Here is a 21,254-nt window from a genome sequence, read left to right as displayed (position 1 = left end):
CACAAAGATTTTTAACAGATTTATAGAATTGTTTTAAGTAAGTGTTACGTGTCTAATGTTGAACTTAATTTATAAATATGTTTTTAAATGGCATTGAGAAAATAATAAATGTAATAGATACGTTAATTTCATGAATACAAAACATAAACTCTTAAAACTTAAATCATGAAAAATGTATTTTTAATTTTATTTTTATTCAGCATCACGTTATCGTATGCGCAACCCCCAGAACCCAAAAATGGGTATCGATGGGTGCTTTGGGATCAATATTCTGATGAATTTAATGGTACAGAACTAGATCGTTCTAAATGGAGAGATTCTTTTCAAGGCTGGAAAGGACGTGCTCCTGCAAAATTTGACCCCTCAACGATATCCGTACAAGGAGGGAACATGCAAATACGAAATAAAAAGCTTGCCACTCCGGATGGACCGTATACTATAGGAGGAGGCGCTGTTCAATCTCTAGAAAAAACGGCATACTTTGGTTATTATGAGTGTAAGTTTAAAGCTTCAAGAATTGCAATGTCGACTACATTTTGGATGTCAAACCCCAAAAGAAATATTATAGGACCGACTAAACTAAGTGGTGATTGTGCAAAAGATAAATGGAGCCAGGAACTTGATATTTGTGAAAGCATTGGAGGAAGTTTTAATGGAGGCTCTAAATTTAGAACACAAATGAACTTTAATACACATTATCGTTATGTCGATTGTAATGGCGCTCCAGAAAAGTTTTATTCTGCTGGTAATAATGCAGTAGAAGGAAATGGACAACAAGCTAATGCTGATCTGGTTGGAAGTGAATCCTGGGAAGATTTTCATACCTATGGTTGCTATTGGAGAAATGATAAAGTGGTTGATTTTTATGTAGACGATAATTTTGCGGGTACGGTTAATGTAAGAAGAGATGTAGTAGATTCACCATTTTCTAAACCAATGGGAATTAATATGGTAACAGAAACATATAATTGGGCAAAACCATATCCTAGTAATGCTCAATTAGCCAATAATGCTATTAATACTTCATACTATGACTGGATTCGTTCGTATAGGTTGATTCCTATTTTTGATCCAGAGTTTCAAAATACAGCTAATAGACCTACAAAACCAGCAATATTTAAAGAAGAGATCAAGTGGAGTAATACTCCGGTAGTAGATATAGCAAATAAAAAAGTAACTGTATCTTATGTGTACAAAGCGAATCTGGATCGTGATCTAGTAATTCATGTATACGATGCTAATCAGAGTGAAGTATTTTCAAAAAAGATAAGTGCTCTAGAAGGATTTGGCAAAAACCAATATGTAGCTACGGTAAATAGCTCTCTTCCTGCGGGTAATTATACTGTAGTAGCCGATATTCGTCCGGTAGGAGGTTCTGATGCACAAGTAATAGCAAAAACTGATGGATCTGTAACACCCCCTAATCCAACATCAATAGCAATCCCGGGAACTATTCAAGCTGAAAAATTTATAATTAAAAATGGAGAAGTAAAAACTGAAAATACACCAGGAGGTGGTCAAAATTTAGGGTTTATTAAAAATAATAATTATACAGAATATGATATTAATGTAGCGACTGCTGGTTCTTACAAATTAGAAGCCTTTGTGTCTTCAAATGGTGTTGGAGGAAATATTGTAGCCTCTGTTGGAGGGAATAATTCGGCAGCATTAACTGTCCCTGTAAATAATGAGTGGCATAACTATAATACTCCTGTTTCTGGAAACCTTAATTTGGCATCAGGTGTTCAAAAAATCCGTTTTACTTATACCGGTTCTACAGGTTTCTTGTTTAATTTTGATAGAGCAGTATTGAGTCTAAATACTCCTGTAAGTTCTGCTGATTGTAGCGTAGCTCCTTCTGGGTTAGCTGTATCAAGTGTTACAAATAATTCTGTGACTTTTTCATTTGATAATACTACCAATGATACAAGAACATTTGAATTAAGAGCATTCCCACAAGGTGGATTTAATGGAGATATCAATACAGGAGGTGTTGGTTTTGCTGCTGCCGCTGCAGGTAGTACAACAGTTACGATGAGTAATTTACAGGCAGATACTTCATATGACTTTGTATTCCGAGCATTATGTAGTGGAGGAACTCCAGGAACAACTGCATTAGTGACGTCAACCGGAACGACTTCGAGAGGAAATTCTACTACGACAGAAACAATAACTTTAGCACCTATAAATGATACATATCTTCAAGGAGGCAGTAACTATAATAATACTATTGTTAGAATTGAAAAAGGAAAAAGAGTTGGATATTTAATGTATGACCTTTCAGGAATTAATGGTACCATAACAGATGCTAAATTAAGGTTTACTGTTACAGGAGATGCGGGTAATGGAAATCTTAATGTTAATTTAGGGAATTCTAATAACTGGAACGAAATCAATTTGTCTAATACTAATAAACCCGCCTCAGGAACTTTATTGGGATCTATAAATAAAACATATACAATAGGTCAAACAGAAACAGTTGATTTGCAGACGAGTTCGATTTCAGGAAATTCTTTATCTCTAGTACTTAGCGCAACCTCAGGGAATGATTTTGCATTTGCAGCTAAAGAAAACTCAGGATCAACTGCTCCACAATTGGTTGTTACATATCAATCAAGCAAATCAGGAATAAATGATGTAAATTCATTTGGCCAAAAAGCATTGTTATTTCCCAATCCAGCTAAAGATATTATACAACTTTCAGGAGTTTCCAAAAATGCTACAGTAACTATTTCAGATATTTCAGGTAAACTGGTTAGAGTTAAAATGAAGTCAGAGAAAAACGCAAGAGAGTTAAATGTATCTGATCTTAAATCTGGGATGTATTTTGTGATCATAAAAGAAAACCAGAATAAGAAAGTGTTGAGGTTCTCAAAGAAATAGTAAATGAACTGATTTAGATCATTTATTAGTATACCAAGTTAATAACATTTGAAAACCCCGGGATATATTTCCGGGGTTAATTATTTGTACTACTACATGTAGTAATATAACTGTCAATAAAATTTTAAAATTTCTTGTATAATCTGTCTATGTAGCGAGTTTATTCTTCTCTATTATCTTGTGATTTAGTCGTTAAGATCATGCGATTTATTATTTCGTATACGGTATACGAAAAAAAATTATTACATTTAACCGAATTATTTAATGTGAAATTATTGGATAGAATTAAATATATATGAAAAATTACCTCGCTTTAGCATGTATCTTTTGCTACTTATTATCAAGTTGTACTAATGAACCATCTCCTAAAAACACTTTTATATCCGAAGTAGATACTATAGAGTCTAAGATTGATAGTATTCTTTTAAAAATGACATTAGAAGAGAAGATAGGTCAAACCGCTCAACGTGGAAAATCAAGTAGAGTAAAAGAGTTGCCTGTAGAACTTAAAGATGCGGTAAAAAGAGGAGAGATAGGTTCCTTTCTAAATATCATGGATAAAGATGATGCCAAAGAATTACAGCGAATAGCTATGGAGGAGAGTCCGAATAAAATCCCTTTAATATTTGCAAGAGATGTTATTCATGGTTTTAAAACCATATTTCCGATTCCATTAGGTCAAGCAGCTTCATTCGATCCAAACTTAGTACAAAAAGGAGCTAGAATATCTGCTATTGAAGCTTCTACATATGGGATACGTTGGACATTTGCACCGATGTTAGATATATCCAGAGATCCTAGATGGGGACGTATTGCAGAATCGGCAGGAGAAGATCCATATTTAACAAGTATTATGGGAGAAGCTTATATTAAAGGTTTTCAAGGAGATGATCTTTCATCATCGACGAGTCTGGCTGCTTGTGCAAAACATTTTGTAGGGTATGGAGCTGCCGAAGGAGGACGTGACTATAACACAGCAAATATTAATGAATTTTCCTTACATAACTCATACTTAAAACCATTTAAAAAGGCTGTTAAAACCAACGTAGCAACTTTAATGACAGGTTTTAATGAGGTTAATGGGATTCCAGCTTCTGGAAATGAATACCTTTTGAAAGAAGTATTGCGTGATCAATGGAATTTTGATGGGTTTGTAGTAAGCGATTGGAATTCTATTATCGAAATGGTTCCTCACGGATTCGCAGAAGATGAGGCAGGGGCAGCAGAAAAAGCAGCAAATGCAATGTTGGATATGGAAATGACAAGTACTTCATATCAGGATAATATGAAGGATTTAATAGAAGTAGGAAAGTTCTCTGAAGATAAATTGGACGAAATGGTTCGAAATATTCTAAGAATTAAATTTAGATTAGGACTATTTGATAATCCATACTTCAAACCTGAATCTGATGTGTTGTATGCCAAAGATCATCTGGACGCAGCCAAAGAAGCGGCAGAAAAAAGTATGGTGTTACTAAAAAATGAGAATCAAATTTTACCTTTGGATACTAAAAAAAGCCTTGCTATTATTGGTCCTTTGGCAGATGCCCCACATGATCAATTGGGGACATGGACTTTTGATGGAGAGAAAACACATACGGTTACCCCATTGAAATCTTTTAAAGAAAATCATAAGAACCCAATTTTATATAGTGAAGGGTTATCATATAGTAGAGATAAATCTAATAAAGGGTTTAATGATGCTGTCAAAATTGCTCAAAACTCTGATGTTATAGTGTTTTTTGGAGGTGAAGAAGCTATATTGTCTGGAGAAGCTCATAGTAGAGCAAACTTAAATCTCCCGGGAGAACAAGAACAATTAATTTATGAACTTCATAAAACCGGAAAACCAATAGTATTGGTATTGATGGCGGGTAGACCCATTACATTAGGTAATATTATTGATAAAGTAGATGCGATATTATTTGCTTGGCATCCAGGAACAATGGGAGGTCCTGCAATACTAGATATACTTACAGGAAAAACCTCACCGTCAGGACGATTACCGATAACCTGGCCTAAAGAAGTAGGTCAAATACCAATTCATTATAATCATAAAAATACAGGACGCCCTACGATTCCTGAAGAGTTTGTTCAAATGGATTCTATACCTATTGGAGCATGGCAAAGTTCATTAGGGAATACATCACATTATCTGGATGTAGGATATTTACCCCAATACCCATTTGGATATGGTCTTACCTACAGTAATTTTAAATACTCAGATGTTAAAATTTTATCCAATGAAACCAAAGAAAATGGTCCCATCATAGTAAATGCAAAAATTACAAATACCGGAAATGTAAAAGCAACAGAAGTGGTACAGTTGTATTTTAGAGATATGGTAGGGAGTATTACAAGACCTGTAAAAGAACTCATGCGTTTTAAGAAAGTAGAACTTGAGCCTGGGACCTCCAAAATTATTGATTTTGTATTTACAAAAGATGATATTTCATTTTATGGATTAGACAAAAAATGGATTACAGAACCTGGTAAATTCAAATTATGGGTTGCACAACATGCTCTAGATAATACACATGAGTTAGAATTTATTATAGAATAACTATTTGTGAAAGTCGATTTGAAAGAAGTATATATCGTTTTTGGAGTCTCTGGGTGTGGAAAAACAACTTTGGGGAAAGAGCTGGCAACAATATTAGACATCCCTTTTTATGACGCAGATGATTTTCATCCTGATGAAAATATTAAAAAGATGTCTGATGGCATTCCTCTAGATGATAATGATAGAGCTCCATGGTTGCAAATTTTAGCAGATCAGATAATAGATTGGAATAAAGGAAAAGGAGCAGTGCTAGCATGTTCTGCATTAAAAAAAGAATATAGAAATACGCTACAATCTGTTGCTCATAAATACATAAAGTGGATTTTTTTAGAAGCTTCGTATGATGTTATTTTAAGGCGTTTGGAAGCTAGACAAGGGCATTTTTTTAAACAAGAATTGTTGGTGTCACAATTTGATACTTTAGAAAAGCCAAAACAAGGAATTTGTATCAATGTAGAACAAAGTATAGAAAATAGTATTACTCAAATAAAATTAGAATTGAATATATCACAATCAGAGCTTGGACTTATTGGACTCGGAGTCATGGGGAAAAGTCTTGCTAAAAATATACTATCCCGAGGCTTTAGTTTATCTGTTTATAATCGTCAGGTAGAAAATAAAGAAGTCGATATTGCCAAACACTTTGTAGATGAACAATCAAAGGATGTAAATGTTCTTGGATTTGATGATTTATCATCTTTTGTAAATTCATTGGAAAAACCTCGTACAATCATGATTATGGTTAATGCAGGAAAACCAATAGACATGGTTATAGAATCGATACTGCCATTATTGTCAAAAGGCGATTGCCTAATTGATGGAGGGAATTCTCATTATAAAAAAACTTTGGAAAGAGAACAACTAGTATCCAGGTCTGGAATACATTTTCTAGGTACTGGCGTTTCCGGAGGAGAAGAAGGAGCACTTAAAGGTCCATCTATTATGCCTGGGGGATCGAAGGAAGCATATATACGTTCTGGAAAATTTTTAGAAGCTATTGCAGCCAGAGATAAAAATAATAATTCATGTTGTACTTATGTAGGTCCAGAAGGGGCTGGACATTATGTGAAAATGATTCATAACGGAATTGAATATGCAGAAATGCAGTTGTTATCAGAAATCTATCATTTTTTAAGGTTTTATGGAAATAAGAGTCCAGAACAGATTAGTGGTATTTTCGAATCCTGGAGAACGAATAAAAAAGATAGTTTCCTTTTAGAAATTACAGCAGATATTCTGCGTAAAAAAGAAGGGGAAGAATTTTTAATAGATAAAATTCTAGATAAAGCCGGACAAAAAGGAACCGGTGGATGGTCAACAGTATCAGCTTTGGAGATAGGAATGCCGATATCGACCATTTCTGAAGCGGTTATGGCAAGAAACCTTTCTGGAATGAAATCAGAACGTGAAATTGCTTCAGAAATTTATAATTTCAAACCATCTACAGGTATTGATGACGAAGAGTTTCTAAATACTTTAGAAAAAGCATTTTATGCTACAAGTGTAATTAATCATGCTATAGGATTTGATCTTATCTCACAAGCATCTCAAGAGTATCAATGGAATCTTAATTTATCAGAAATTGCAAGAATATGGACTAATGGATGTATTATTCGTAGTGATTTAATGGAACAGATATCAGTCTTATTTAAAGATAGTGATTCTATTTCATTGCTTTTATTTCCAGAAATTGTTGAAATTCTTAAAACAGATATTACTACATTAACAGATATAGTTTCTATAGCGATGAGGTCAGGATATTCTCTACCTGTGATGTCTGCAGCCACAAACTATTTTTTGACATATACATCCAAACAATCCTCTGCAAATATGATACAAGCACAACGTGATTATTTTGGAGCGCATACATACCAGAGGGTTGATGCTCCATTAACTCAATATTTTCACACAAACTGGAAAAATTAATAGATATGGAATATCAATTGTTGATCGCCGTAGGTGTAGGTATTTCTGCTCTGCTTTTTATGATTCTGAAATTAAAAATACAAGCGTTTATTGCGCTTTTGATTGTGTGTATACTTGTGGGTATTGTTGCTGGTTTATCACCAGAAATGATTCTCGATAGTATAAAAAATGGAATGGGAGGAACGTTAGGGTTTGTGGCTACAGTAGTTGGTCTGGGAGCTTTATTTGGTGGACTACTAGAACATTCTGGAGGAGCTCAAGGTTTAGCAAAATACATATTGAAGCTTGCAGGAGAAAAAAATGCATCCTGGGCGATGATGATTACTGGTTTTATTATTGCTATTCCAGTATTTTTCGATGTTGCATTTATTATTTTAGTTCCTGTAGTTTTTGCTATTGCCAGAAATACAAAAAAATCAGTTTTGTTATACGCAATACCTTTACTTGCAGGCTTGGCTATTACACATAGCTTTATTCCACCAACTCCAGGACCAGTTGCGGTCGCAGATATTCTTGGAGCGAATTTGGGATGGGTAATTATTTTAGGTTTTATTACAGGAATTCCTGCAGCAATTGTTAGTGGACCTATTTTTGCAAAATATATAGCTAAGAAAATTAGTATTTCGATACCAGAACAAGGCACAGATATTCTGGAAGATAAAAAATACCCTAATCCAATCACCATTATTGCAATTATAGCATTGCCCATTCTATTAATTGTTTTAAAAACTGTTTTTCTTGGAGATTGGATGGGTGAGAATTTTTTACCAGAATCTATAACTTATACCATTGCTTTATTAGGACACCCTTTTACAGCTTTAATTATTGCTAATCTTCTTGCCTGGTATATTTTAGGTATTAGAAGGGGAACAGGAAGAGATGAATTGTTAAAACTATCTATGAAATCTTTTCAACCTGCAGGTGCAATTATATTACTTACAGGGGCAGGAGGAGCTTTTAAGCAAATTTTAGTAGACACAAAAGCAGGGGAGATGTTAGCTTCTTCGCTGCAAGGTTCATTTATACATCCTTTGTTATTTGCTTTTATAGTAGCAGCTTTGATACGTGTACTTCAAGGGTCTGCAACCACAGCTATGATTGCAGCCGCAGGAATAGCATCGCCTATAATTCTGGCCGGTGAATTTAGTGCTGCTCAAATTGCACTTTTTGTAATTTCAATAGCTTCTGGGGCGACTATATTGTCTCATGTAAATGATAGTGGATTTTGGTTAGTTGGCCAATATCTTGGTTTAACCGAAAAACAGACATTTCGTTCCTGGACGGTAATGACTACATTAATCGCATGTACGGGATTGGTCATGTCGTTGTTATTGTGGTATGTATTTTAGTTCTTAAAATCTTATTCTAATAAATAAGACCACAGCAGAATTTCTGCCATGGTCTTAAATCAGTTAACCAAGCAATTAATTATTTATACATCAGAGTGACAGTTAACAATGCCTTGATCTATTTCATCCGTGCAAAGTGCTCCCCCTTTAATAGTAAATAATTGTTCTCTTCTTTCTAAAACTTGTATGTTTTCTAATTTTAACAAATTTTCTAGCATAATAAAATGATTTAATGGTTTAAGAATTATTGTTTTATGTTCTTTAGTATTCAATGTATATTTCAATTATTTGTCGTCATGACATGTTGAAGTACCTACAATACCATGGCATAATCTGGCACCATCACCTCCGCCTTTAATAGTAAATAATTGTTCTCTTTTTTCTAAAACTTGGATGTTTTCTAGTTTTAACAAATTTTCTAGCATAATAAAATGATTTAATGGTTTAAAAATTATTGTTTTATATTCTTAGTAACCAATTTATAAAGCTTTTTTGCATTGAAACCCCCTGTTTTCAGTGAAAGTATATCTAGACGTATTTTTTAACTTTTTATTATAAAATTGATTTTCATTGAATTTTCATAACCGAAACCCTCTTTTTTATATCATATTACTACTGCTTTTTTAAAGATTAAAAATTACTTTTGTGCAAAATTATTGTAATGGCTGGAAATACATTTGGAAACCTTTTTAAGGTAACTACATTTGGAGAATCACACGGAGTGGCAATAGGAGGAATCATTGATGGATGTCCTTCTGGTGTTGCATTAGATTTAGAAGCAATTCAGGCAGAATTAGATCGCCGTAAACCAGGACAGTCAGCTATCGTTACACAGCGTAAAGAGCCTGATACTGTAGAGTTTTTTTCTGGTATTTTTGAAGGGATAACTACCGGAACTCCTATAGGTTTTGCTATTAAAAACGCAAATCAGAAGTCCAAAGACTATTCGCATATAAAAGACTCATATCGACCTTCTCATGCAGACTATACCTATGATCAAAAATATGGTATCAGAGATTATAGAGGAGGAGGACGTTCTTCGGCTCGTGAGACTGCCAGTAGAGTAGTGGCAGGGGCTATAGCTAAACAGGTATTGTCTGAAATTAAGATTAATGCTTATGTAAGTGGAGTTGGTGCTATAAAACTAGAAAAGAGTCATACCGAATTAGATTTTTCATTAACCGAAAGTAATATTGTTCGTTGTCCGGATCCTAAAATGGCAAACGAAATGGAAAACTATATCAAACAGATTAGAAAAGAAGGAGATACCGTTGGGGGAATTGTGAGTTGCGCAATTTCTGGTGTTCCTATTGGACTTGGAGAACCTGTTTTTGATAAATTACATGCAGAATTAGGAAAAGCTATGCTTTCTATTAATGCAGTAAAAGGTTTTGAGTATGGAAGCGGTTTTGCCGGAGCAGAATTAAAAGGAAGCCAGCATAATGATCTTTTTAATACAGACGGAACAACTAAGACCAATCTATCAGGAGGAATACAGGGTGGGATTTCTAACGGAATGGATATCTACTTTAATGTAGCTTTTAAACCTGTAGCTACAATAATGCAAGATCAGGAAACCATTGATAAAGATGGAAATATGGTAAACATGCAAGGTAAAGGAAGACATGATCCCTGTGTTGTGCCCAGAGCAGTTCCTATAGTAGAAGCAATGGCAGCTTTGGTACTTGTAGATTATTGGCTAATGAACCGTACAATCAAGAAATAGGAAATAATAAAAGATAAGTTAATAATTTACGGTAATCTTATTTTGGTTGCCGTTTTTTTGTTTTTAATTTATATCTTCGACGCTATTTTGCTTATATATTAAAATACTCACATGAAAAAAATCGCATTGCACTGGCAAATCATGATCGGAATGATATTAGGGATATTATTCGGATTTTTAATGACTACCTTCTCATGGGGGAAAGGATTTACAGGAGATTGGATTGCACCTTTAGGAACTATTTTTGTAAATCTATTAAAGCTAATCGCGGTTCCGTTAATTTTGGCTTCTTTAATTAAAGGAATTTCAGACCTAAAAGACATTTCTAAATTTAAATTAATAGGAGGAAGAACAATTGTTATTTATATTTTAACAACTGTTATTGCAATAACCATTGGTTTATTAATGGTAAACGTATTTAAACCAGGAAATGGAATTACTCCTGAAACCATAGAAAAATTAACTGCAGAATATGCTGGTAATGCTAAGATTTCTGAGCGTATCGCTGAAGCAAGCAAACAAAAAGAAAGTGGTCCTTTACAGTTTGTTGTGGATATGGTTCCGCAAAATGCGGTTAAAGCCATGAGTGATAACAAAATGATGTTACAGGTTATATTTTTTGCAATTTTCTTAGGTATTAGTATGTTACTTATAAAACCATCTCAATCAGAGCCTCTTAAAAAGTTTTTTGATAGTTTGAATGATGTGGTGTTAAAAATGGTCGATTTAATTATGCTTTCCGCACCATTTGCTGTTTTTGCTTTGTTAGCTAATGTAGTTGTTACCTCTGATGATCCTGATATTTTATTTGCGTTATTAAGGTATGCAGGTGTTGTAGTATTTGGTCTGGCCTTGATGATCCTATTTTACTGTATTCTGGTGGCAGTTATAACTAAGAAATCTCCGTTATGGTTTCTTAAACAAATTAGCCCTGCACAATTACTAGCATTTTCTACTAGTTCTAGTGCAGCGACACTTCCTGTAACCATGGAAAGAGTAGAAGAACATATAGGAGTGGATAAAGAAGTATCTAGTTTTGTACTTCCTGTAGGAGCGACTATTAATATGGACGGAACTAGTTTGTATCAAGCCGTTGCATCTGTATTCATTATGCAAGTTCTTTGGCCAGAAGGATTAACATTTAGTAATCAAATTACAATTGTATTAACTGCTTTATTAGCGTCAATAGGATCTGCTGCTGTTCCTGGTGCAGGAATGGTAATGTTAGTAATTGTTTTGGAAGCCATAGGCTTTCCTTCAGATAAATTGCCAATTGGATTAGCACTGATATTTGCTGTAGATAGGCCGTTAGACATGTTGAGAACAACTATCAATGTTACAGGTGATGCAACTGTATCTATGATTGTAGCTAAATCTGTTGGGAAATTAGGAGAACCAAAGGTAAAAGAATGGGATGATCATTATGATGATGTAAAGTAATTATTCTACTTTCCAATTCCTAAGAAGCTCAAATAATAATGGATAATCTTGTTCTCGTTCGGGATTCCACATCATAGTGAGTTTTGCTTTTTGTTTGATATTTTTCAATTCAATATTTTGTATTGGAAACTCATGACCATACAATGAAGAAATAGGCTCTAGAGAAATTCCTAAACCGGCTTCTACAAGTCTAAAACTGGTACTTGCAGAATCTGTTTCATGAATAATTTTTGGAACAAACCCTGCATCAATACATATGGATTCTAATATGTGTACATAATTAGGACCATCTGCAACAGATGGAAAAATGAATTCTTCATTGGAAAAGACAGAAAAATCACTATAATTATCCTGATTTACAGGATGATTTTCTGGCAATAATATTACGAAATTATCGATATGTAATACTTTGCTTTTCAAATTGAAGGGGACCATTGGATTTGTTGCGAAACCAATGTCTAATTCATTTTGCTGTAGAGCCAGATATTGATCCCGATTGTTCATTTCTCTTAATACCGCTTTTATTCCAGGTATTCTTTGATGAACAGTTTTTAGGATTTCTGGTAAGATGGTTTGCATTATTGAATGAGTAAAACCTATTTTAATTTCTCCTGCCTGACCATTGTGAATTTGGACTGTTTGTTTTTTAACCCTTTCTAATTGAATAAGTAGTTTTTTGGCTTCTGCTATAAAATAATGTCCAGCAGCAGTGAGCTCTACATTACGTTTATTTCTTTTAAACAATACTGCACCGATTTGATCTTCTAATTGCTTTATTTGTCTGCTCAATGCAGGCTGTACAATATTCAATTCCTCTGCAGCTCTGGTGAAGTTCAATTTTTCGGATAACAACAGTACATTTTCTAGTTGCTGGATATTCATTAATGCATTTTTGTTATTGGTTAATCAAAATTAAGTATTTTTTATTATAAATATAGATGATTAATTTTGATGTGTTTCAACATTTGGATAATTCATAGTATAATATTAGTGATAGAATGCAAAACACGATACCAAACCTAGACACATTGGAAAAAGCTTATGATCCTTCTGATTTTAGAAAGATAGGACATGAGATGATCGATTTAATTGCTGACCATATAGAAAAAGTTCAGACAGACGAGGACCAACCTGTTCTCACGTATAGAGAGCCAGAGGATGAATTATTATTCTGGAAACAAGATTTTTCTTCGGATACTGGAATGATTGATGTATTCAGTAATATTCTTGAACATTCTATAAGTGTGCATCATCCAAAATATATTGGTCATCAGGTTGCTGTTCCTGCATTAATTTCTGGTTTGGCTGGACTGATGTCTGATGTGTTAAATAATGGTACTGGAGTATATGAAATGGGAATGGCAGGTAATGCAATCGAAAAAATTGTTACAGATTTAGTGGCTAAAAGAATTGGGTATAGTTCTGATGCTTCTGGGTTTCTTACTTCTGGTGGTACTTTAGCCAACCTTACTGCTTTATTGGCTGCACGTAAAGCTAAAGCACCAACTGCTGTTTGGGAACATGGACATCAAGAAAAACTAGCAGTATTAGTTTCTGAAGAAGCACATTATTGTATTGATAGAGCTGCTAGAATTTTAGGTTTAGGAAATGATGGGATTATAAAAGTACCCGTTGATTCTGATTTCAAAATAGACACAAATATACTTGATGAATATTATAGTAAAGCCAAAGCAGATGGTTTTTATGTTATTGCCCTTATTGGTTGTGCATGCTCCACAGCTACCGGGTCATACGATAATTTAAATTATCTTGCAGATTTTGCAGAAAAACAGAATTTATGGTTTCATGTGGATGGTGCTCATGGAGGCGGAGTGGTGTTTTCAAAGCAATATAAATATTTAGTAAACGGAATTGAACGTGCAGATTCTGTTGTTATTGATTTTCATAAAATGCTAATGACTCCTGCTTTAAATACCGGATTAATTTTTAAGAAAGCAGAAGATGCTTATCAAACTTTTGCACAAAAAGCTCAATATTTATGGGATTCACAAGATACCAGAGAATGGTATAATTCTGGAAAGAGAACTTTTGAGTGTACAAAATTTATGATGTCCATAAAAGTTTATGCCATACTAAAAGCACATGGAGAAGAAATATTTGAAAAAAATGTTGATACTTTGTACCATCTTGCTTCGATTTTTTCAAAAAGGATTAACGATCGCCTTGATTTTGAATTGGCGCTAATACCAGAGGCGAATATCATTAATTTTAGATATACCAAAGTAATGATGGGTAGGGATATTAATTCTCTTAATGCAGATATCCGAAAACGTTTAATCGCTTCCGGAAAGTTTTATATTGTGCAAACTAGAATAAAAGAAGAATTATATCTTAGAACGACGATCATGAATCCACTAACAAAAGAAAAGGACTTAATCTCTCTTTTGGATGAAATAGAAACTATCGCAGCAACTATAGCGTAGTTACTATAGAAATTCTGGTTATGATCTTACTTTTCCGGTTAATACACTTACCTTAGAATTAAAAGGATTTCCAGACGCTCTTCTTAGTAAAACTACTTGTCCCGTATGCCATATTGCATCAGCAATAGGGCCATTGATGTTATTCCAGAATGGGAATTCTGTATTTTTTTCTTTCCCTTTGAAAACAACCTTAAAATCCGTTAAATCATTGCTTTTTAGTAATATATTACGCGCTTTTTTGAAGTTTTCAAGAGTTTTTTTACGTTTCTCGGCATAATTCATTTCTGGTTGTTCTATGGTAGGGTCGTTTATTGTTTTTGTAGTCGCATTAACAATTACTCTAGATAAATCATAAATATGATCAATGGTCTCTTCACATCTTCTTCCTTTCTCACTTGGTTTGTATTGTAAATCTTCGTCACGTAATCCTTCAGTAGCCCAATAATATCTAAAACCTAACCCATCAATTAATCTCGCAGCAACAGAACCAGCAGTATAGGTTTCTGGATAATCCGGTATTTCTGCATAAGGAAGGTTTGTAGTGGTTGTATCCTGAGCATGTAATGTTATTGAAAAGAATAGGAGAGAAATGACAAATAAAGAAAATTGTTTCATTGTGAAATATTTTATTTTTTTAAAAAACTAAAGTAATTCACTCTATAAGGATAGCGAAAGATATTATGATTTTTAACATTTTCTTTACGCAACCAAATATAAAAGCTATTCATCTATTAGATATATAAGAGTTAACCAAATCTATAGGTCATGAAATATTTTATTTATTTCTTTACTTCTATACTGATAATTGGATGCAGTGGAGATGATGATGTAGTTACTAATCCAGATCTTAATTCTTCAGGTTTGGGAGGTGAATGGAATTTGATCAATGTCTCGGGAGGTTTTATCGGAATTAATGAAAATCTTGATAAAGGTATAATCATTTGGAATTTTAATGAGACTAATAAAAATGTCGTAATCACAAATAATAATATGAATGATGCGATTAATGATATATTGCCAACAGGTACTTATAATTTTTCTATGGTTACAATTAACGGAAACGAAGAATTGATCATCAATGATAGAAACTTAGGCAATTTTGAACTTACCAATAATGAATTTACCATTGATGAACAATTTAGAGATGGTTTTCGATATACATTTCAGCGTTAAAGATTAATTCGTTTGTTTTTTGGGTACTTTACTTGATAAGAAAACTGTTTTTCTTCTTTTTGATTTGAAGGGATATTTAGTTCCCAAGTTATGATACCGGTTTTAGTATCATATCCTAAAGCACTAGTGTTAATATCGTCTATTTTGATTTCTTTGTTCTGAGAAATAGGAATACGATCCTGTAACGTAATATGGATTTTATTTTTCTTGTTATTTTTAATACTGATTTTATACCCACGATTTATAATTTTATTAGTTCCTGTAAAGGATTTACTTTTAAAATTATTAAGTTGTTCTCTTTTCACAATGATATTTGGATCAACACCTAAGGATATTGTGAGACTGTCTGTTGTTGCTAGAGGATCGATATTTGTTTTTCCTGCAAAGCTACCTTCGAAGTAAATATTGGCTTCTCCCGCTAATAAGTTAAATTGTTCCCAGTTTCCTAATTTTGCAGTCAGAAATGCATTTTCATCAAGTTCTGGAGCTACATAATACCTGTAATCTGCTTTCATATCAAAATTATCAATCTCGATTACGGTAACCTCTGCATTAGAGTTGATCGTGTATTTATTTTTAATTTTGAATTTAGTATTTGTAATCCCTTCTTCTTTAGTTTCAACCACTCGGTTATATTCTTTTTTTTCTTGCATCCTTTTTGTTTTAACACCGGATACTCTTCCTGCGAGAGAAGATGATCCATATGCAGTAACAACAACTTCTTCTAATTCTGATACATCTTCTTCTAATTTTTGATTTATTGATGAGGAATAAATAGGAATAGTTGCGCTATTAAATCCTATGTAAGAAAAAGAAAGTTCTCTTCCTCCTTGGATATTTATAGAGTACCGACCATCAAAATCCGTTTGAACACCATTTGTTGTTCCTTTTTCTATAATATTTACTCCTGGGAGTGGTTGACCATTAGAATCACTAATAATTCCGGTTACTCGTCTTATAGTTGGGTTATATTTATAGCCATGTCTATTAATAGTATTGTTTCTTCTGTAATTGCCATAGGTAAAGTTTAGGTACTTTGTAGTTAGATCAGGCTTAAGGTTATTGGTATTGGGATCACCGGTAGACAGTATGATATTTGCATTTTTCCAATCTGTTCCGGTTTGTTGATATACATTTGCTTTATATGCTATGTTAAGTGGAGATTCAACATTTTTTGATTTGATATCATATAATGGAAACCAGCCTGCATTATTAACATTATATCGTATTTCTAGTATTAGATTAGACGCAGTGGTAGCATCAAGTTTTAGTTTAATTTCACCACGTTCTTCTTTGGTATGATCATCAAGTGTATTTATTTCATTTCTGATGGCATCAATATTTTTATGTAAGTCATTTAATTTTTGTGTAATGGTATATATATCATTCTTTATAATAACAGATCTTTCTCTATAATACGTAGAAATTTGTTTTACCGTTTCTAAAGAAAGGGTTGTGTTGTTACCACTGATCTGTTGATTATTGTCCAGTACTTTTTGTTCTTGTTGTAGCCCAGAAATGATATTATCATTGTTACTTCTCTCTAATAGTAATTTTTGAAGTTTATTTTTCAAAGATTTTAGTTCTTCAGATTGTTGTTTCTTTTCGAGATAATTAATGTTGAAATTTATTGATACTATAGAATTGTTTTTTAACCCTGATATTTGAATGCTATTTTCGTCAATTGAAGGAGATAGATCATGCAATATGATATCATTGATTCCTGGTTTTATATTTACAGAGGTAGTTCTTTTTATTTGTGCGCCCGTAAGGTATACTGTTACTTCTTCAATTGTAGATACTGTCTTCTTTTCATTATTAGCAGATACCAGGAATGAAAACAATAAGAATAATAGCGTATAGGTTCTCATAATTTTATAGTTTTTAGTTATAAAAACGAATATAGATTGTTAGTGTTTTTTGTAAAACCTTAATTGAGTGAACCGATATTTTGAGTTAGTGAAATCTATATTTTAGAATTATAAAACCAATTCTAATATTTAAATAGGGGGATTTTCCCCTGATCACTTTTAGTTAAAGTCCCCTTACAAGGTATTATTCTTATCTATACTTTTGGTATATCAATTTTTCACACTAAAAACACTTACAATATGAAACGGCTTTTACTACCCATAGTGCTTATTACTTTTGCTGTTATATGCCTTAGTATTGTGCATATAGACAATGTTAATAAGTTAGACGCTCAATCCAACGAATTGCGTAAAAAACATCAGACTGAGTTTGACTCAGGTAATCAAGTAGATAACTCTTCAGAGGTGGTTGTACCAAAGACTAAATGAAGAGCAGAAAACGATTCAATTGTTATTGATCAATAAAAAGAGCTTTAAGTTCTGGGGTTGGAATCATACAACTTTCTTTTTTGCCAAACCATTTATATCTGTTTTTGGCAATAATATTGTAAATCCAGTCTCTAAAGAATTTAGGTAAAATAAGGAAAACAGAAAGTAAGGGATAAAGACCAGACAGCTGCTTTGCAATATGTAAAGCGGCTGTTGATTTATGATAATAGGCGACTTTTGGTTCAATCAATAAAATAGAATCTAATGAAGAAGTGTCTATATTTCTTTCCAGAATTAGTTTTTTACCAATTTCGCTCTGTAGAGATGCATACCTGAATATATCTTTTTTATCGCGCTTAATAATAAAGTTTATAGCACTATTGCAGAGGTTACATACGCCATCAAATAATATGATTTTTTTATCTTCTTTAATCATATGACAAAGATAATACGAATTATGGATAAGAAATATGGTATTATGAATTCATTAAGAATCACTTGGCGATAACAGAATTGATAACTTGTTGTGTTGTTATCTGAAGATTTTTGGGAAGCTTGTTGTCTTTAGGTAGTACAGCTAGATAACGATCGTTATTAGAATCATAAACTTGTTTATAAGCAGGATCATCAAGTTGTAGTATATCGCAGATTTCTTTGATGAGATCAAGATGGTAGATCAGGTCATTACTGCCCAAATGAAAAATACCTTTCTTACTACGATTAATAATGTAATGTATTTGTTGCGTCAGTTTTGATATAGAGGTCACATTAATAATTACGTTTGGAAAAACTTCTATCGGTGCGGCTAAATCATGCAATGTTTTTAATTCCTGAACCCTAGGAGTACCAGACCCAAAAACCATGGGAACCCTAGCAATTACATACTTATTTGTTGGTAATCGCATTAAAGCATTTTCAATTTTAATTTTAAATCTTCCAAAAACACTATCGCTTAATGTTTTATCATATTCATAAGATGGGTAGTTACTAAAGGAATCAAATACATTGGCACTAGACATAAAAATAAGCTTGCATTTATGTTTTTGTATCCATCCAATTATACGTTGATGTGCATCTAATTGTGAATTAAAATTACCTCTAAGTGTAGTGATAATATAAGTTGGCTTTAAGTTATCCAATAGAATGGAAATATCTTCAAGTTCCATATCATATTGAAAGAACTTATTGTTCTTTTCAAAGAATGCGTTGTCAGTACGATATGTACCATAGGTATCAAAATAGGAATTTAGCTCTTTATAAAGAGCATTTCCTATAAAACCACTGGCACCTACGATCAAAATTCTTTTCAAAATCCTATTATAAAAAAATTAAGTTTCAAATATTACTACTGTGTAACCTTGAAACTTAATTATACTATTGTTTATTGTTATATTACCCTTTATAAAAAGGTAATTTTACTACGGTTGCGGGAATAGCTTTTTTGCGAACCTGGATATTAATTTTACTTCCAGGCGTTGCAAAAATAGCGGGCACATATCCTAGTCCAATTCCTTTTCCTAAAGAAGGAGACATAGTACCAGAGGTCACAATACCTATTTTATTACCATTATCATCTACGATGTCATAGTCATGACGAGGAATACCACGTTCATTTAATTCAAAACCTACTAATTTTCGTTCTGCTCCACGTTCTTTTTCTTTAGCAATAGATTCTGCATTAATAAAATCTTTTGAAAATTTAGTAATCCAACCAAGTCCGGCTTCTATAGGAGAAGTTGAGTCATTTATATCATTTCCATAAAGGCAATATCCCATTTCTAATCTTAATGTATCTCTTGCAGCTAATCCGATAGGTTTAATACCAAAATCAGCCCCTGTTTCAAGCACCTTATCCCATATCTGCTGAACTTCAGAGTTTTTGCAATAAATTTCAAAACCTCCACTACCAGTATACCCTGTTGCCGAAATAATAACATTTTCAATTCCTGCAAAATCAGCTACTTCAAAAGTGTAAAATTTCATTGTTTCCAGATCAACAGAAGTTAATGCTTGCATTGCAGCAGCAGCTTTTGGACCTTGTATTGCCAATAAAGAATAGTCATCAGATAAATCACGCATGTCTGCATTCATAGTATTATGGCTACTAATCCAATCCCAGTCTTTTTTAATATTAGAAGCATTAACGACCAAAAGATATTTTTCATCTGCAATTTTGTACACAATCAAATCATCTACAATTCCTCCTTTATCATTTGGGAAACAACTATATTGAGCTTTTCCATCAACTAGTTTAGAAGCGTCATTAGAAGTTACTTTCTGAATCAAATCTAGGGCGTTCGCACCGGTGATTAAGAACTCTCCCATATGAGATACATCAAAAACGCCAACATCTTTACGAACTGTTTCGTGTTCTATGTTGACCCCTTCATAAGATACAGGCATATTAAAACCTGCAAAAGGAACAATTTTAGCCCCTAAAGCAATGTGAGTTTCTGTTAAAGCAGTATTTTGCATAATGCAATGATTTAGTGTTATCAAATTGACGCCGAAAGTAAAAAACTTTGTGTAGGTATACAATGCTTTTTTGTTATAATCCTGATAAATTATCAGTTTGATGATATATTTATTATTAAATATTATACTATTTGTTTTATATATAAGAATAGTACTAAAATCTCCTTAAGAATCAATTCTTTTCATGATAAAAGTAATTTTAATAACGATATATAATTTTTAATACTTTAACAATAGATAAACATCATTTTTTTAAAACGAAATTTTTAATGTTAATCATTTGTTGTGATCACGTTAAAAAAATATTTACCTTTATAGTGGAATTAAGGCAGAGGTGAATAGGGAATCACAAATAACTGATAGTTTTTTAATTAAGAATATAAATGAAGGAAATGAAGAAGCCTTCAAAATTCTTTTTGAGCTATATTATAGTAAATTACTATATGTGGCTAAGAATTATATTTCCAGTACCGAAGATGCAGAAGAAATTGTACAAGATGTTTTTTTAAAAACCTGGAAAAAAAGAAAAGATATTTCTACTAATATTAATGGATACCTATTTAAAATTACAAAAAACTCTTGCCTTGATTATTTGAGATCAAAGAAACATAAACTTAGCTCTTCCAATAATATAGTACAGCTTGAAGCATTTATAAATCATAATGCATTGGCAGATAAAAATGCCTCTTCTATTATAGAAAAAGAATTAGCACGAAAAATACAACTTAGTATAGAATTGCTTCCAGAGAAATGTAAAAAAGTTTTTATTAAAAGCCGAATTGAAGGTTTAAAAAATAAAGAAATATCAAATGAATTAGATATTTCTGTAAAAACTGTAGAAAACCACATCTCTAGAGCAATCAAGCATATGAGGCTGCATTTAAGAGAATTCCTATCTTTTTTTTAATACTTTTCTTAAAAAAATAAAAAACTTTTTGGGGGGTAAAGTAATTTTATACGTCTTTATAAGTATAA

General features: G+C 32.7%; 17 protein-coding genes. 10 read left to right on the top strand and 7 right to left on the bottom strand.

All coding sequences use genetic code 11. The features are described 5' to 3' along the window. The first annotated feature begins 165 nt into the window (after positions 1–165). From DK442_RS19135 to DK442_RS19120, 4 genes are all read left to right on the top strand, one after another. Positions 166–2,883, top strand: coding sequence for a carbohydrate-binding protein (locus DK442_RS19135; protein ID WP_109437502.1), 2,718 nt, complete (start codon positions 166–168; stop codon positions 2,881–2,883). Between the two features lie 295 nt (positions 2,884–3,178). Beyond that, positions 3,179–5,446 carry a beta-glucosidase BglX gene (bglX, locus tag DK442_RS19130; protein ID WP_109437501.1) on the top strand — a complete coding sequence of 756 codons (2,268 nt, stop codon included), beginning with the start codon at positions 3,179–3,181 and terminating at the stop codon, positions 5,444–5,446. Positions 5,447–5,452: 6 nt separating this feature from the next. After that, positions 5,453–7,372 (top strand): NADP-dependent phosphogluconate dehydrogenase, encoded by a 1,920-nt coding sequence (gndA, locus tag DK442_RS19125; protein WP_109437500.1) that lies wholly within the window; start codon positions 5,453–5,455, stop codon positions 7,370–7,372. A gap of 5 nt (positions 7,373–7,377) precedes the next feature. After that, positions 7,378–8,721 carry a GntP family permease gene (locus DK442_RS19120; RefSeq protein WP_109437499.1) on the top strand — a complete coding sequence of 448 codons (1,344 nt, stop codon included), beginning with the start codon at positions 7,378–7,380 and terminating at the stop codon, positions 8,719–8,721. 284 nt (positions 8,722–9,005) lie between these two features. On the opposite strand, the gene DK442_RS28295 is transcribed toward DK442_RS19120, so the two are convergent. Next, positions 9,006–9,146 (bottom strand): hypothetical protein, encoded by a 141-nt coding sequence (locus DK442_RS28295; protein WP_160114265.1) that lies wholly within the window; start codon positions 9,144–9,146, stop codon positions 9,006–9,008. Between the two features lie 236 nt (positions 9,147–9,382). Here DK442_RS28295 and aroC point away from each other — a divergent pair, with 236 nt between their 5' ends. Together aroC and DK442_RS19105 are read left to right on the top strand one after the other, a co-directional pair. After that, the gene (gene aroC, locus DK442_RS19110; RefSeq protein WP_109437497.1) at positions 9,383–10,447 is read left to right on the top strand and encodes a chorismate synthase; all 1,065 of its coding nucleotides are present in this window, start codon (positions 9,383–9,385) and stop codon (positions 10,445–10,447) included. A gap of 111 nt (positions 10,448–10,558) precedes the next feature. Beyond that, positions 10,559–11,887, top strand: a complete 1,329-nt coding sequence (locus DK442_RS19105) for a dicarboxylate/amino acid:cation symporter (RefSeq protein WP_109437496.1) — start codon at positions 10,559–10,561, stop codon at positions 11,885–11,887. On the opposite strand, the gene DK442_RS19100 is transcribed toward DK442_RS19105, so the two are convergent. Then, the gene (locus DK442_RS19100) at positions 11,888–12,769 is read right to left on the bottom strand and encodes a LysR substrate-binding domain-containing protein (protein ID WP_109437495.1); all 882 of its coding nucleotides are present in this window, start codon (positions 12,767–12,769) and stop codon (positions 11,888–11,890) included. It abuts the gene before it with no gap. A gap of 116 nt (positions 12,770–12,885) precedes the next feature. On the opposite strand from DK442_RS19100, the gene DK442_RS19095 reads away from it, so the two are divergent. Beyond that, positions 12,886–14,331: an aminotransferase class I/II-fold pyridoxal phosphate-dependent enzyme gene (locus DK442_RS19095; protein ID WP_109437494.1), complete on the top strand. Its 1,446-nt coding sequence runs from the start codon at positions 12,886–12,888 to the stop codon at positions 14,329–14,331. A gap of 18 nt (positions 14,332–14,349) precedes the next feature. Here DK442_RS19095 and DK442_RS19090 read toward each other — a convergent pair whose 3' ends face one another. After that, complete coding sequence (locus DK442_RS19090) at positions 14,350–14,946, bottom strand: serine protease (RefSeq protein ID WP_200825135.1); 597 nt, start codon at positions 14,944–14,946, stop codon at positions 14,350–14,352. 150 nt (positions 14,947–15,096) lie between these two features. Here DK442_RS19090 and DK442_RS19085 point away from each other — a divergent pair, with 150 nt between their 5' ends. Next, positions 15,097–15,504 (top strand): hypothetical protein, encoded by a 408-nt coding sequence (locus DK442_RS19085; RefSeq protein ID WP_109437493.1) that lies wholly within the window; start codon positions 15,097–15,099, stop codon positions 15,502–15,504. On the opposite strand, the gene DK442_RS19080 is transcribed toward DK442_RS19085, so the two are convergent. Further along, positions 15,501–17,375, bottom strand: a complete 1,875-nt coding sequence (locus DK442_RS19080) for a mucoidy inhibitor MuiA family protein (RefSeq protein WP_109437492.1) — start codon at positions 17,373–17,375, stop codon at positions 15,501–15,503. The two genes, DK442_RS19085 and DK442_RS19080, sit on opposite strands and share 4 nt — an antisense overlap. Before the next feature lie 240 nt (positions 17,376–17,615). On the opposite strand from DK442_RS19080, the gene DK442_RS19075 reads away from it, so the two are divergent. After that, entirely contained in the window at positions 17,616–17,804 is a 189-nt protein-coding gene (locus tag DK442_RS19075) for a hypothetical protein (protein ID WP_109437491.1), read from the top strand. 22 nt (positions 17,805–17,826) lie between these two features. On the opposite strand, the gene DK442_RS19070 is transcribed toward DK442_RS19075, so the two are convergent. The 3 genes from DK442_RS19070 to gcvT all read right to left on the bottom strand — a co-directional run bounded on the left by DK442_RS19070 (position 17,827) and on the right by gcvT (position 20,279). Then, positions 17,827–18,240, bottom strand: coding sequence for a thiol-disulfide oxidoreductase DCC family protein (locus DK442_RS19070; protein ID WP_109437490.1), 414 nt, complete (start codon positions 18,238–18,240; stop codon positions 17,827–17,829). Positions 18,241–18,298: 58 nt separating this feature from the next. After that, positions 18,299–19,114: a sugar nucleotide-binding protein gene (locus DK442_RS19065; RefSeq protein ID WP_109437489.1), complete on the bottom strand. Its 816-nt coding sequence runs from the start codon at positions 19,112–19,114 to the stop codon at positions 18,299–18,301. A gap of 82 nt (positions 19,115–19,196) precedes the next feature. After that, positions 19,197–20,279: a glycine cleavage system aminomethyltransferase GcvT gene (gcvT, locus tag DK442_RS19060; protein ID WP_109437488.1), complete on the bottom strand. Its 1,083-nt coding sequence runs from the start codon at positions 20,277–20,279 to the stop codon at positions 19,197–19,199. A gap of 334 nt (positions 20,280–20,613) precedes the next feature. Here gcvT and DK442_RS19055 point away from each other — a divergent pair, with 334 nt between their 5' ends. Continuing rightward, positions 20,614–21,186, top strand: coding sequence for an RNA polymerase sigma-70 factor (locus tag DK442_RS19055; RefSeq protein ID WP_109437487.1), 573 nt, complete (start codon positions 20,614–20,616; stop codon positions 21,184–21,186). Positions 21,187–21,254: the final 68 nt, after the last annotated feature.

Origin of the sequence: Aquimarina sp. AU119 (assembly GCF_900312735.1) — a bacterium.
Classification (GTDB): domain Bacteria; phylum Bacteroidota; class Bacteroidia; order Flavobacteriales; family Flavobacteriaceae; genus Aquimarina; species Aquimarina algiphila.
This window is presented reverse-complemented; position numbering and strand designations above follow the sequence as displayed.

What these genes read in the sequence shown, in the direction of transcription:
- DK442_RS19135 (WP_109437502.1), top strand. Translation starts at nt 166, where the DNA reads ATGAAAAATGTATTTTTAATTTTATTTTTATTCAGCATCACGTTATCG.
- bglX (WP_109437501.1), top strand. Translation starts at nt 3,179, where the DNA reads ATGAAAAATTACCTCGCTTTAGCATGTATCTTTTGCTACTTATTATCA.
- DK442_RS19120 (WP_109437499.1), top strand. Translation starts at nt 7,378, where the DNA reads ATGGAATATCAATTGTTGATCGCCGTAGGTGTAGGTATTTCTGCTCTG.
- DK442_RS28295 (WP_160114265.1), bottom strand. Translation starts at nt 9,146, where the DNA reads ATGCTAGAAAATTTGTTAAAACTAGAAAACATCCAAGTTTTAGAAAAA.
- aroC (WP_109437497.1), top strand. Translation starts at nt 9,383, where the DNA reads ATGGCTGGAAATACATTTGGAAACCTTTTTAAGGTAACTACATTTGGA.
- DK442_RS19105 (WP_109437496.1), top strand. Translation starts at nt 10,559, where the DNA reads ATGAAAAAAATCGCATTGCACTGGCAAATCATGATCGGAATGATATTA.
- DK442_RS19100 (WP_109437495.1), bottom strand. Translation starts at nt 12,769, where the DNA reads ATGAATATCCAGCAACTAGAAAATGTACTGTTGTTATCCGAAAAATTG.
- DK442_RS19095 (WP_109437494.1), top strand. Translation starts at nt 12,886, where the DNA reads ATGCAAAACACGATACCAAACCTAGACACATTGGAAAAAGCTTATGAT.
- DK442_RS19090 (WP_200825135.1), bottom strand. Translation starts at nt 14,946, where the DNA reads ATGAAACAATTTTCTTTATTTGTCATTTCTCTCCTATTCTTTTCAATA.
- DK442_RS19085 (WP_109437493.1), top strand. Translation starts at nt 15,097, where the DNA reads ATGAAATATTTTATTTATTTCTTTACTTCTATACTGATAATTGGATGC.
- DK442_RS19080 (WP_109437492.1), bottom strand. Translation starts at nt 17,375, where the DNA reads ATGAGAACCTATACGCTATTATTCTTATTGTTTTCATTCCTGGTATCT.
- DK442_RS19075 (WP_109437491.1), top strand. Translation starts at nt 17,616, where the DNA reads ATGAAACGGCTTTTACTACCCATAGTGCTTATTACTTTTGCTGTTATA.
- DK442_RS19070 (WP_109437490.1), bottom strand. Translation starts at nt 18,240, where the DNA reads ATGATTAAAGAAGATAAAAAAATCATATTATTTGATGGCGTATGTAAC.
- gcvT (WP_109437488.1), bottom strand. Translation starts at nt 20,279, where the DNA reads ATGCAAAATACTGCTTTAACAGAAACTCACATTGCTTTAGGGGCTAAA.